Here is a 12,518-nt window from a genome sequence, read left to right as displayed (position 1 = left end):
TACCGGTAGTACTTATATACTGACTCTTCAGCTATGACGTTGCGACGACAGGCCCTAGCGCCGCGAACGCCCGCCAAGAACGCCCCTAAGAATCGCCTGGGTAATCTCACGACCGGCCGTGGTAGCGATGGTGCGCGTGACGGAGCGGACCACAGCCTGCGACGTCGTCATACGACCGGACGAGCGCCCGCCACCACTACCCGAACCGAACACGCTTCCCAAGACGCTGCCGAGAAAACCGCCCCCCTCCTCCGCCGGCTCGGCAGGCGCAGCCTCCTCGGTCACGCGACGCTGCAGCATTTCGAAGGCGGATTCGCGATCGACCACGGTTTCATATTTGCCGCGCAGCGAAGAGGCCTGCTGGATCGCCTGGCGTTCGGCTGGCGAGATGGCGCCCACCCGTGCCGCCGGAGGCAGGATGAGGGCCCGCTGCACGATCGATGGCACGCCATTGCCTTCGAGGAAGGACACGAGGGCCTCGCCCTTGCCGAGCTCCGAGATGACCTTGGCGGTATCGAGGTCGGGATTGGGGCGGAAGGTCTCCGCGGCGGCCTTGACCGCCTTCTGATCACGCGGTGTGAAGGCGCGCAGGGCATGCTGCACGCGATTGCCGAGCTGGCCGAGCACGGTGTCGGGCACATCGAGCGGATTTTGGGTGACGAAATAGATGCCGATGCCCTTGGAGCGGATCAGGCGCACGACCTGCTCGATCTTCTGCAGCAGCGCCGGCGGCGCATCGGTGAACAGGAGATGCGCTTCGTCGAAGAAGAACACCAGCTTGGGCTTGTCGAGATCACCGACCTCGGGCAATTGCTCGAAGAGTTCGGACAAGAGCCAAAGCAGGAAGGTGGCGTAGAGCTGGGGCGCCATCATCAACTTGTCGGCCGCCAGGATGTTGATGGTGCCACGTCCCCTGGCATCGAGCAGGCCGATATCGGCGAGCGACAGAGCAGGCTCGCCGAAGAATTTATCGCCTCCCTGTTGCTCCAATGCCAGAAGCTGACGCTGGATCGCTCCCACCGTCGTCTTGGAGACATTGCCATAGGTCTTGATCAGTTCGGCCGCCCTGTCGGCCATATCAGCCAGCAGCGCCTGAAGATCCTTGAGATCGAGCAGCAGCAAGCCCTGGTCGTCGGCAAGCTTGAAGGCGGCGTTGAGCACCCCCTCCTGGACGTCGTTGAGTTGCAGCATCCGGGCGAGCAGGAGCGGCCCGACATCGGAGACGGTCGCGCGGATCGGCATGCCCTGCTCACCGAAGACGTCCCAGAACTGTACGGGAAACTGGTCGGGCTCATAGGTGACGCCGACATCGGCGGCGCGTTTGACGATGAAGTCCTTGGCTTCGCCGCGCTGGGACACGCCGGACAGGTCCCCCTTGATGTCGGCGGCGAAGACGGGCACGCCGCGTGCCGAAAACCCTTCGGCCAGAACCTGCAGGGTCACCGTCTTGCCGGTTCCTGTCGCCCCGGTGATCAACCCATGGCGGTTGCCGAAGGCCAGCGCGAGATATTGGGGCTCTGCGCTCTTGGCAACGAAAATCCGGCTCTGATCGGTCATCTCTTCCTGTCCTGAACGGTCAAATCGCGAGGCGAACCATACCCGCCCACGCCACATATCGCTACGGGCAACGGCTTGAGGAAGTGTTACAAGTATTTAAAGCCACGGCCTTGATCTCCATGGCAAAATGCGAAACAGAGAAGAGCGGTTTGCCTATCGTGAATCCTTGGTGGCATCCGCGTCACGTCAGGGAGAAGAAAGATGGAAGAGCTGGTCGCCCAACTGGGTGCTAAAATTGGCGTGAGCCCCGAAGTTGCGACGCAGGCTATCGGCGCCGTGCTTGCCTTCCTGGAGCGGGAAGGACCTGCCGACGCGGTATCGAAGCTGGTCGATTCGATCCGTGGCGCGCGTGAAGTCACCAACGAGGCCATGAACGCCCAGAGCGGCGGTTTCATGGGCATGCTGGCCGGCATGGTCGGCCATGTTGGTGGCGGCATCGCCGGCCTCGGCGGCCAGCTGATGGCCCTCGGCCTCGACCTCAACCAGATCCAGACAATCGGCAAGGAACTCTTCGCCTATGCCGAGAAGGAAGCCGGCCCCGAAGTGGTCGGCAAGATCGTCGCTGAGATTCCCGAACTCGGGCAGTTCGTCTGAACCATGGCAGAGGCGGGTGCGGACGAGGCCCGTTGGCGCGAAGCCGTCGCCGGTGTGCTCAAGGGAGCCTCCTTCGAGGACAGACTGACGAGCCTGCTGCCAGACGGCGCACGCCTGCAGCCCCTCTATGCCCGCATGGCCGGCGCCCTGCCCATTCCCGGGCGGCCGCCGGCTGCACCCTGGACCGTGGTTCAGCGAGCCGACCATCCGGACGTCGCTGCAGCCAACACCCAGCTTCTCGAGGATCTGGAAGGTGGCGCCGGCGGGATCGTGCTGGTGACAGCCCATAGTCCGTTCGCGCGCGGCTTCGGCGTCGCGGTCAATGCCATGAACGCCTTGGACGGCCTGCTGGCGGGCGTCCTGCGCAATGCAATCGAGATTCGCATCGAAGCCGGCCCGCAAATGCTCGAGATTGCGCGCTGGCTCAGCGAAATCGAAGGTGGCACCGTCCATTACGGCTACGATCCGATCGGCCTGCTCGCGACCACAGGCACCTTGCCGACGGCATGGCCTTCCACCGCTTCGGTTCTCGCCAATCATCGGCAGGGCGGCACGGTGCTGACAGCCGATGGCCGACCCTTCCATGAGGCGGGCGCAACCCCGGGGCTCGAGCTCGCCAGCTTGCTGAGTTCGGCCCTGTCCTATCTGCGCGTGCTGGAAGCGACCGGGCTACGCCTCGAAGAAGCACGTCACTGCATCGGCTTTACCATTGCTGCCGACCAGGAAGCCTTCACCACCATCGCCAAGCTTCGGGCCTTGCGTTTGCTCTGGCAGCAGATCGAGGAAGCCTGCGACCTCGCTCCAAACCCCATCCATATCCACGCGGAAACCGCCTGGCGCATGCTGAGCCGGCGTGATCCGGCCACCAACATGCTGCGCAACGGGCTGGCCACGGCGGCCGCTGGGCTCGGCGGTGCGGACAGCATCTCCACCCTGCCCTACACGGCCGCAAACGGCCTGGCCGATGCGCACACGCGGCGCATCGCCCGCAATTGCCAGCACGTCCTCATCAGCGAAGCCAATCTGCACCGCATCGCCGATCCGGCCGCCGGTTCCGGCGGGCTGGAAGCGCTGACACAGGCGCTGTGCGAGGCCGGCTGGTCCCAGTTCCAGGCCATCGAACACCAGGGCGGCATCATCAATGTGATCCAGTCGGGCTGGCTGCAGGAGGAGATCGAGAGGCTACGTCCCCCGATCAGCACCATCATCGGCGCCAGCAAATATACCTTGGCCGAAGAACCCGCCATTCCCGTGTTGCGACCGTCTCCCGATCCAGCCACACCGCCTGCCCCGGCCTTGAACCGCCAGCGCGATGCCATGCCCTTCGAGGTCACGGCGGAGAGCACGGCAGGAGGCACCTTATGAGTCGCATCCCCGATTTCTCGACGCTCGCTTTCCGTCGCCCTGCGCCAGGACCGCTTCTCACCGGCGAAGTCTGGCAGACGCCCGAGGGCATCGACATCAGGGCCGTGCACGGAGAGAGCGACCTCATCGGGCTGCAGGCGGTCGAGTCCTGGCCGGGCCTGGCACCTTTCCTGCGTGGTCCCTATCCGACCATGTATGTCCAGCAGCCCTGGACCATCCGCCAATATGCCGGCTTCTCCACCGCCGAGGAATCCAACGCCTTCTATCGCCGCAACCTCGCTGCGGGCCAGAAGGGCCTCTCGATCGCCTTCGATCTCGCCACCCATCGCGGCTATGATTCCGACCATGCGCGCGTGACCGGCGATGTCGGCATGGCCGGCGTCGCGATCGATTCCATCATCGACATGCGCACTCTGTTCCAGGGCATTCCGCTCAACGAAATGTCGGTGTCGATGACCATGAACGGCGCCGTGCTGCCGATCTTGGCGCTCTATATCGTCGCGGCCGAGGAACAGGGTGTTTCGCCCGACAAGCTGGCGGGGACCATTCAGAACGATATTCTGAAGGAGTTCATGGTCCGCAACACCTATATCTACCCGCCCGGCCCCTCCATGCGCATCGTCGGCGATATCATCGCCTATACCGCGCAGAATATGCCGAAGTTCAACGCGATCTCGATCTCCGGCTACCACATGCAGGAAGCCGGCGCGACACAGGACCTGGAGCTCGGCTACACCCTGGCCGACGGTGTCGAATATATCAGGGCCGGGCTGAAGGCCGGACTCGACATCGACCATTTCGCCCCGCGCCTGTCCTTCTTCTTCGCCATCGGCATGAACTTCTACATGGAGGTGGCCAAGCTCCGTGCCGCCCGGTTGCTGTGGACGCGCCTGGTGCAGCAGTTCAATCCGAAGTCCCGGAAATCCCTCGCCTTGCGCACGCATTGCCAGACCTCCGGCTGGTCGCTGACGGCGCAGGATGTCTACAATAACGTCACCCGCACCCTGATCGAGGCGATGGCGGCCACGCAGGGCGGCACCCAGTCCCTGCATACCAATGCCCTCGACGAGGCCCTGGCGCTGCCGACGGATTTCTCGGCCCGCATCGCCCGCAATACCCAACTCGTGCTGCAGCAGGAGAGCGGCACCACGCGGCTGATTGATCCCTGGGGTGGTTCCCACGCCATCGAGAACCTCACCGCCGACCTCGCCGCCAAGGCCTGGCAGCATATCGAGGAGGTAGAGGCCATGGGCGGCATGGCCAAGGCGATCGAAGCCGGCCTGCCCAAGTTGCGCATCGAGGAAGCCGCCAGCCGGACCCAGGCCCGCATCGACGCCGGCGAGCAGGCCGTGATCGGCGTCAACGTCTACAAGCCGCAGTCGGAACCGGCGATCGAACTGCTCAAGGTCGACAACTCAGCCGTGCGAACAGCTCAGATCGCCAAGCTCGAGCAGTTGAAGGCCGAGCGCGATCCGGCGGCCTTGGAGCAGGCCCTGGACGCCCTGAGCAAGGGCGCGGAAGGCGATGCCAACCTCCTCGCGCTTGCGGTCGATGCGGCCCGGGCCAGGGCGACCGTCGGCGAGATCTCCTCGGCACTCGAAAAAGTGTTCAGCCGCCATAAGGCTGAGATCCGCGCCACCTCCGGCGTCTACAAGGCGGCGATGAGTGGTGGCGGCATCGAGAAGGTGCAGCAGAAGACTGCGGTCTTCCGCGAGGAAGAAGGCCGCCCGCCCAGGATCCTGGTCGCCAAGATGGGGCAGGACGGGCACGACCGCGGCCAGAAGGTGATCGCCTCGGCTTTCGGCGATCTCGGTTTCGAGGTCGATATCGGGGCCCTCTTCGCCACGCCTGAGGAAGTCGCCAGGCAGGCTGCCGACAGCGACGTCCATATCGTCGGCGTCTCCTCCCTTACCGCCGGGCATCTCACGCTGGTTCCGGCTTTGCGCAAGGCTCTGGTGGCCGAGGGCCGGCCGGATATCATGATCGTGGTGGGCGGCGTGGTACCCGAACATGATTTCGAGGCCCTCTATGCGGCGGGTGCCCAGGCAATCTTCCCACCTGGCACGGTCATCACCGAAGCCGCCAGCAGCTTGCTCGACGAATTGCTGAGCCAACTGCGCCATCGTCACCATAACAAACCGCGCGATGGCCGGTAGGTTCGGCCCGAAAGGACCGAGTGCCCCGTGCAGGTCGACGGCTCACAACCGCCCAAGCCCGCCCGCGGGCCCAACCTGCCGAGGCCGCAGCAGGATTTGGCCCGTCACGATTTTGCGGAAATCGCACTCAACTCTTCGAGGTCGAGGTCACGTTCCAGTTCGTGCAGCGTCTCGTTGTCGATCTTGCCAGCGCGGTGGAGACGTATGAGTTCGTTGCGCCCGGTGGCGATCGCGGCCAGCACGACATCGAAATGGGCATGCAGTCCCGGCGTAAAGTCTTCCGTGCGCTCGGCATAATCGACGATCATCGTCGCCCGGCGCTGGTAGCGTTCCAGCAACCGGGGATGAATGAGCGTACCCTCGCTGTCATAGGCAAGCTGCTGGATGGTGACCAATTGCTTCTGCGCCATGGCGGATTCGGCCTGGGCCATGGTAAGGCGCGCCCGTTCCGTCTCCGGCTCGACCGGCTTCACCCAGCCGATCACGCGCCCGAGGGTCGTGCCCTGCACGAGCACCGTTCCCAGGATGACGGCGAACGACGTCACCAGGATGAAATCACGACCGGGGAACCCTTCCGGCACGCTCAACGCCAGGGCCAAGGTGACGACGCCCCTCACACCCGCCCAGCTCAGCACGATGGCGCCGGGGATGCCAAGCGGCTTGTAGCGATCGACGCCCAACACCTCGCAAAGCCGGATCACCAGATCCGAACCGAACACCCAGGCAAATCGCGCCAGGGTGAGCGCCAGCAGGATCACGAGAATGGGCACGGCCATCGTTTCGAACACCACGCCGAAACCGCCGCCCCGTTCCACCACACCGCGCAGGGTGAAACCGATCAGGATGAAGACCGCCGCCTCCATCAGGAAAATCATCACGGACCAGAACGAGGTGCCGCGCATGCGTACCGAGGCCGAAAACACGGTGTGCTGATACCAGCCGGCAATCAGGCCCGTGGTGACCGTGGCGATGACGCCGGAGACATGGAACATCTCACCCAGCAGATAAGACGACCAGGACAACAGGCACGTGGCAGCGATGATCAGATATTCGTCACCGAGGCGGCGGGCGAGCAGCACCCATGCCGCGCCGGCGGCAATGCCGATAAGAACGCCTCCCAATGCCAACAGGAAGAACTCGCCGACCGCGTCCACCGCGCTGAAGGCACCCGTAACGCCGGCCGCGATGGCGAAGCGGAAAAGCACCAGGCCGCTCGCATCGTTGAACAGGCTTTCGCCCTCGAGCAGGATCTGCAGGCGCCGAGGCAGTTTCACCCGCTGCAGAATGGCACGAGCGGAGACGGCGTCGGGCGGCGAGACGATCGCTCCCAGTGCAGCGCAGGCCGCCCAGGGCAAGGACGGGAACACGAGATGGGTCACCACGGCCACGACGACGCAGGTGAAGACCACCGCCCCGACCGCAAGCGAGGCAATGCCGATCATGTGGCGTCGCAACCGCCCGAGCGCGATAAACCAGGCCCCGTCCATCAGGAGTGGCGGCAGGAAGATGACGAGCACCAGGTTGGGATCGAGCGCGATGGCGGGCAGGCCCGGCAGAAAGGCGAGCGATGCTCCTCCGGCAAGCAGCGCGACGGATGGCGGCAGCCCCAGCTTGTGCGCAGCAAAGTGCAGGACGATGATCGCCAGGAACATCGCGATCACCAGTTCGAACAGGTGAATAGGGTCCATCAGCCTTTGCCCCCATTTGGCTTTTCCAGACCCTATAACGTCATGTCAGAAATGAAAGCCGGCGTTTCAGCACAAATGCCGGGTTGATGAGACTGCTCCTATCTTTGCCTCTCATTCCGACGAGCACGGCCAGGACGAGCGAGACGCGCCAATCCTTCCCCGATTTCGGGGAAGGTGGCGATGCGAAGCATCGACGGAAGGGGGAGAGTGGTTCAAATCGAGCAATAAGAAGCTCTGTGGCGCCACTCTCCCCCACCCGGCCCTTCGGGCCACCCTCCCCGCAAACGGGGAGGGATTGGCGCGCTCAATTCTGAAATCGCGCCTTGTTCAGCCCGATGACGATATCGCTCCCCTCCCCGCTCAGCGCGGAGCGGTGACGATCACGTTCCAGGAACCCGGCATCAGCCTGGCCTGCAGGCGATCTCCCTCCAGGCTCACCTTCTCGATTGGAGCCGGTGCGACGGTGTCCTGGGCGTCCTTGGTATTGACAGCCTTCATGTTGGGATGGTGGATCTGCAGCGCCTCCACCACCTGGCGGTTGCCGCCGAAGCCTCGCAGCAGGACTTCGAGATCCATCGGCTCGCCGAGATGACGGTTCAGGGCGAAAATGGTGACCTGGCCGGTCGCCTCGTCCTCGGTGACGCAGGCATGGAGGTAGGGAATTTCCGGCGCTGTCTTGCCGGCATAGAAGGGTGAAGAGATCAGCGAGCGCAGCACGCGACCATGGGCATGGCGCGCCGTCAGCGCGAAGGGATGGAAGATGGTCTGGCGCCAGGCCGCTCCGCCCGGCTCCGTCATGATCGGGCCGATGATGTTCACGAGCTGGGCGATACAGGCGCATTTCACGCGGTCGGCATTGTTGAGCAGGGTGATCAACGCACCGCCCACCAGGAGCGCATCCTCGGTGTTGTAGACCTCCTCGATCAGCGCCGGGTGCTCGGGCCAGCCGGGCTTGCGCAGATGCTCATGCGTGCGCGCCTTGTACCAGACGTTCCACTCGTCGAGGGAAAGCATGATCCTCTTGGGCGAGCGGCGCGTGGCGGCCACGGCATCGGCAATCGCCACCACCTCGCGGATGAAGGCTTCCAGCAGCTCGATATTGCCGAGGAATTCCTCTGTGCTGTCATGCGGGTTCTGGAAATAGGTGTGCAGGGAGATGAAGTCGACATAGTCGAAGCAGTGGTCGAGAACCTCGTATTCCCAACGGGCATAGGTGGCCATGTCGCGGTTGGATGAACCGCAGGCCGCCAGCTCGATCGAGGGATCGACCCAGCGCATCACCTTGGCGGTCTCATGGGCGATGCGGCCATATTCGCCCGCTGTCTTGGCGCCGATCTGCCAGGGGCCGTCCATCTCGTTGCCGAGGCACCAGAACTTGATGTCGTGCGGCTTGTCATAGCCGTGGCTCTTGCGCAGTTCCGACAGCTCGGTACCGCCCGGATGGTTGCAATATTCGATGAAGCGCCGCGCCTCGTCATGGTCGCGGGTGCCGAGATTGACGCCGAACATCGGCTCCACCCCGACCTTTCGGGACCAGTCGACGAATTCGTTGGTGCCGAAGGCGTTGGTCTCGGTCGAGAACCAGGCGAGATCGAGCCGGCGCGGCCGCTGCTCGACCGGGCCGACGCCGTCCTCCCAATTGTAGCCGGACAGGAAATTGCCACCCGGATAGCGCACGATGGTGGTGCCGAGTTCGCGGGTCAGCTCGGCGACATCCTGGCGGAAACCCTGGTCATCCGCGGTGGGATGGCCAGGTTCGAAGATACCGGTGTAGACGCACCGTCCCATATGCTCGACGAACGTACCGAAAATGCGGCGGTCGAGATCGGAGATGATGAAATCGTGATCGACGATCAGGCGGGCGGACGGCATGGCGTAAACTGACCTTTGAACCTGGGAAATGTTTGGCGGGAAAGGGACCCACGGCGGGAGGAGAGCCGTGGGTCCTGGATGTGGCGAAACGCGGCGTTACTTCGCGTTCGCCAGCAATTCGTTGATGCGGGACTGCGCGTCGGCGAGCGCGGCGTCGATCTCCTTGTCGCCGGTCACGCCGGCGGTGACCTCGTCATTCTCGATCTCCTGGATCGCGAATTGGCGCTTCACCGCCGCCGGGCGGGCGGCGCCATTGCTGGTCAGCGGCGCAAGATCGGCCCGATGCGGCAGGGCTTTGAACTCGGCGCTGCCGGCCACGGATTTGCGGATGGGCAGATGGCCGGTGCGTGCCCACTGGAAATCATTGTCCCACAGGAATTTCAGGAACTCGTAGGCCGATTTGCGCTGAGCATCGGTGAGATCGGCCTTGAGGACCACCCAGCTATGCCCGTCGGCCCAGACGCGCGGGCTGCCGGGATAGAGCTGCGGGAAAGGCACCACCGCATAGCCACCGGACAAGGGAGCGCCACTCTTCTTGGATTCCTGGTCGTAGGTATCGACCAGCCAGGTACCGCAGATGAACACGCCCGCATCGCCGGCCGCAAAGCTGGCGACCGAGGCGGCATAGTCCTGCCCCTTGGTGGTGTCGCCGTTCTGGTAAAGCGTCTTCAGCAGCGTCGCGGCATTCTTGGCCTCAGGCGTCGAGAAATTGACCTTGGTCGGGTCGGCGAAGAAATCGGAATTCTGTTGATAGAGCAGCGTATCGAAGGTCCGGGTGAAGAAGGCTCGCTCATTGGCGATGGTCCAGACGAAATAAGGCTTGCCCGTCTTCTCCTTGAACTGCTTGGCCTGAGCCAGCAATTCCTCACCATTCTTGGGCAGGATCGGCTTGCCGGCAGCATCGACGAGCCCAGCCTGCTTGAACAGGTTCAGATTGATGTGCCAGAGCCAGGTATGGGTATCGAATGGCAAGGCATAGGTCTTGCCATCCTTGGTGACGCCGGCCTTGGCAGCGTCGGTGAAGTCGCCGGTATCGACGCCTGCCGTTTTCAAGCCCTCGTCCAGGGGCTCCAGCAGGCCGCGCGAGGAATAGTCGCTGATGACGGCCTCATGCATGACCGAGATGGTCGGCGGCTCGCCGGAACGGATGCGGGCAGTAAGCTGGTCGTAACCGGGCCATTCGACGATATCGACCTTGACGCGGGTAGCCTTGCTCTCGGCATTGAACTTGTTGATCAACGCCGTGATGATGCCGCACTCACCATTGGCCTTGGCAACATCCGTCACCGCGCCATAGTCGGCTTCGCAGGCACCGAAGAAGCGTGACACCGAGATCTCGGTCTTGTCCTGGGCGAGGCCGGCCTGCGACGACAGCAGCAAGAGGGCCCCGGCATAGAGCAATCGTTTCAAACCGATCATGCATTTCCTCCGTTTCGGCCGATTTTGTTCAAGGTCGAGCGCGCGGCCGGGACGCGGAACCAGGAGATCTCGTCGGGTTCAGCGGATCGCGGCGCCGGCCACGGCGCGGACGATGTATTTTTGGAAGAACAGGTAGACGATGAAGACGGGCAGCCCGGCGAAGACGGCTTGCGCCATCAGGAAGCCGAGCCCCTCGGATTGGGCGAAATTGGTCTGGGTCGAGGCCATGCCGACGGTGAGGGTGAACATGTCCGGCTTGGTCGCCGAGATCAGCGGCCACAGATAGTCGTTCCAGGCCGACAGGAAGGTGAAGATGCCGAGGGTGGCCTGAGCCGGGATGGTCAGCGGCAGCACCACCCTCCAGAAGATCTTGAAGCGCGAGGCGTTGTCGAGCATTGCCGCCTCGTCGATGTCGCGTGGGATGGCCTTGAAATATTGTGTCATCAGGAAGACGCCGAAGGCATGGGAGAGCCCCGGCAGGATCAGTGCCGGATAGCCATTGTGCATCTTCCAGTCGGTGAACATCTGATGGCGCGCGATGATCACCGCCTGCTCGGGAATGGCGAGACCCAGCAGCACCAGCACGAACAGGATGTTACGGCCCGGAAATTCGGTGCGGGCGAAGCCGTAGCCGGCCAGGGACGACAGCACCAAAGTGCCGATGGTCATGCCGCCGGCCACGATCATGCTGTTGAGCAGCCAGCGGAAGACGCCGGAGGAGGCGAGGATGTCGGTGTAGTTCTTCAACGTGTAGGGCGGATGCAGGACCGTGGCGGTCGAGAGCATCAGCTCCGCATTGGGCTTGAACGAGAGCACGATCACCCAGGCGACAGGAACCAACCAGGCGAAAGCCAGGAGCAGGACACAAGCCAGGATCACCCTGTCTCCAGCGGTGCGGCCGACGAATTGCTGCGCGCTCGCCATGGCCTAGCCCTCCGCGCGCCGCTGGGCGGCGACATATTGCAGGATCGCAGCGATGGCCATCAACAGGAACAGCACCTCGGAGGCCGCGGCTGCATAGCCGACGTTCCAGCGCTGGAAGCCTTCCTCGTAGATGAACTGCACGATGGGGCGCGATGCGTTGTTGGGTCCCCCCCTGGTGAGGAGCTGGGCCTGGCCGAACAGCTGGAACTGCGCGACGATCTCGTAGATCGCGACGACGACGACACTGCGCCGGATCGAAGGCAGCGTAATCGACCAGAAGGAGCGCCAACGCCCGGCATTGTCGAGCGCGGCCGCCTCATAGAGTTCGCCCGGTATCTGCTGCAAGGCGGCGAGGAAGAGCATCATCGGCAGGCCGATAACCCACCACAGCGTACACAGCGCGATGGCCGGCAAGGCGAGTTCCTGACTGGTGAGGAACTGGATGGGCGGCAGGTCGAAGATCGAGAGGATACCGGCGATCAAGCCCCGGTCCGGCAGATACATCATCTTCCAGATGATGGTGACGATGGTCACCGACAGCACGGAGGTGCCAAAGAAGATCGCCCGCAAGGCGGCACTGCCCTTGCTCTCCCGGTTGAGAGCAAGGGCGAGAGCAAGACCGATGGCGACGAAAACCGGCACGGTCATCAGCACGAAGACGAACGTATTGCTCACCGTGCCCAGGAAGATCTTGTCGGCGAACAGGCGCCGGAAATTCGCCAGGCCGGCAAAGGAGGCCGTCTGGTCGAACATGTCGTATTCCTGCAGGCTGATCCAGATGCCGCGAAACAGCGGATAGACCAAGAGGACGACATAGACGGCAAGAAAAGGCAGGACGAACAGAAGATTGCGCCAGCTCGGCCCGATCGAAGCGCCGGCATAGCGGGGGACGGGTATCACGGTCGCGGCGGAGGGAAGGCTCTGCGTGGACATCGCCCCCTCC

General features: G+C 63.6%; 9 protein-coding genes. 3 read left to right on the top strand and 6 right to left on the bottom strand.

Going from position 1 to position 12,518, the window contains the following annotated elements:
• Positions 1-54: 54 nt before the first annotated feature.
• The gene (locus tag ACZYTC_RS03715) at positions 55-1,557 is read right to left on the bottom strand and encodes a helicase HerA-like domain-containing protein (protein WP_488988935.1); all 1,503 of its coding nucleotides are present in this window, start codon (positions 1,555-1,557) and stop codon (positions 55-57) included.
• Between the two features lie 201 nt (positions 1,558-1,758).
• Here ACZYTC_RS03715 and ACZYTC_RS03710 point away from each other — a divergent pair, with 201 nt between their 5' ends.
• Genes ACZYTC_RS03710 through scpA form a run of 3 tightly spaced genes read left to right on the top strand, consistent with a single transcriptional unit; the run spans position 1,759 to position 5,672 of the window.
• Complete coding sequence (locus ACZYTC_RS03710) at positions 1,759-2,151, top strand: DUF2780 domain-containing protein (protein WP_434957350.1); 393 nt, start codon at positions 1,759-1,761, stop codon at positions 2,149-2,151.
• A 3-nt stretch (positions 2,152-2,154) separates the two neighbouring features.
• Positions 2,155-3,516 (top strand): methylmalonyl-CoA mutase family protein, encoded by a 1,362-nt coding sequence (locus ACZYTC_RS03705; protein ID WP_488988934.1) that lies wholly within the window; start codon positions 2,155-2,157, stop codon positions 3,514-3,516.
• Positions 3,513-5,672 (top strand): methylmalonyl-CoA mutase, encoded by a 2,160-nt coding sequence (gene scpA, locus ACZYTC_RS03700; RefSeq protein WP_488988933.1) that lies wholly within the window; start codon positions 3,513-3,515, stop codon positions 5,670-5,672. The genes ACZYTC_RS03705 and scpA overlap by 4 nt, the downstream gene beginning before the upstream one ends.
• Positions 5,673-5,776: 104 nt before the next feature.
• Here the strand turns inward: scpA and ACZYTC_RS03695 are convergent, their stop codons facing one another.
• The 5 genes from ACZYTC_RS03695 to ACZYTC_RS03675 form a co-directional block, all read right to left on the bottom strand.
• Positions 5,777-7,360 carry a Na+/H+ antiporter gene (locus ACZYTC_RS03695; RefSeq protein WP_488988932.1) on the bottom strand — a complete coding sequence of 528 codons (1,584 nt, stop codon included), beginning with the start codon at positions 7,358-7,360 and terminating at the stop codon, positions 5,777-5,779.
• Positions 7,361-7,720: 360 nt separating this feature from the next.
• Positions 7,721-9,232, bottom strand: coding sequence for an arabinosylfuranosidase ArfA (gene arfA, locus ACZYTC_RS03690; protein WP_488988931.1), 1,512 nt, complete (start codon positions 9,230-9,232; stop codon positions 7,721-7,723).
• A gap of 96 nt (positions 9,233-9,328) precedes the next feature.
• Positions 9,329-10,651, bottom strand: a complete 1,323-nt coding sequence (locus ACZYTC_RS03685; RefSeq protein WP_434957355.1) for an extracellular solute-binding protein — start codon at positions 10,649-10,651, stop codon at positions 9,329-9,331.
• A 78-nt stretch (positions 10,652-10,729) separates the two neighbouring features.
• Positions 10,730-11,575 (bottom strand): carbohydrate ABC transporter permease, encoded by an 846-nt coding sequence (locus ACZYTC_RS03680; RefSeq protein WP_434957356.1) that lies wholly within the window; start codon positions 11,573-11,575, stop codon positions 10,730-10,732.
• 3 nt (positions 11,576-11,578) lie between these two features.
• Positions 11,579-12,508 (bottom strand): carbohydrate ABC transporter permease, encoded by a 930-nt coding sequence (locus tag ACZYTC_RS03675; protein WP_434957357.1) that lies wholly within the window; start codon positions 12,506-12,508, stop codon positions 11,579-11,581.
• Between the last annotated feature and the right edge of the window lie 10 nt (positions 12,509-12,518).

This window comes from Labrys sp. F242 (assembly GCF_057813875.1).
The sequence above is the reverse complement of the archived record's forward strand: the minus strand, read 5'-3'. Positions and strand labels throughout refer to the sequence as shown.